The sequence below is a fragment of the Vibrio sp. 10N.222.46.A1 genome (assembly GCF_041473595.1).
GTDB lineage: Bacteria > Pseudomonadota > Gammaproteobacteria > Enterobacterales > Vibrionaceae > Vibrio > Vibrio tasmaniensis_A.
Map to the genome: position 1 here is coordinate 1 of NZ_JBFRSN010001736.1, position 205 is coordinate 205.

Here is a 205-nt window from a genome sequence, read left to right on the forward strand (position 1 = left end):
ATTTGGTACTTAACAAATAATGGTCTTTAGAGACCTAATGTTGAGACAAGTAATTCCCCTTTAGTTCAGTTGGTAGAACGGCGGACTGTTAATCCGTATGTCGCAAGTTCAAGTCTTGCAAGGGGAGCCACTTTCAAGAACTTCATTTTATATGAGGTTTTAAATTAGAGAGTTTACTCTCTAAAGCAAAGAATTTAGTGTGCCG

At 37.6% G+C, this 205-nt stretch carries 1 tRNA gene; it reads left to right on the top strand.

Annotated elements, in window-relative coordinates:
* The first annotated feature begins 54 nt into the window (after positions 1-54).
* Positions 55-130 (top strand) — tRNA-Asn (locus AB4496_RS29090).
* Positions 131-205: the final 75 nt, after the last annotated feature.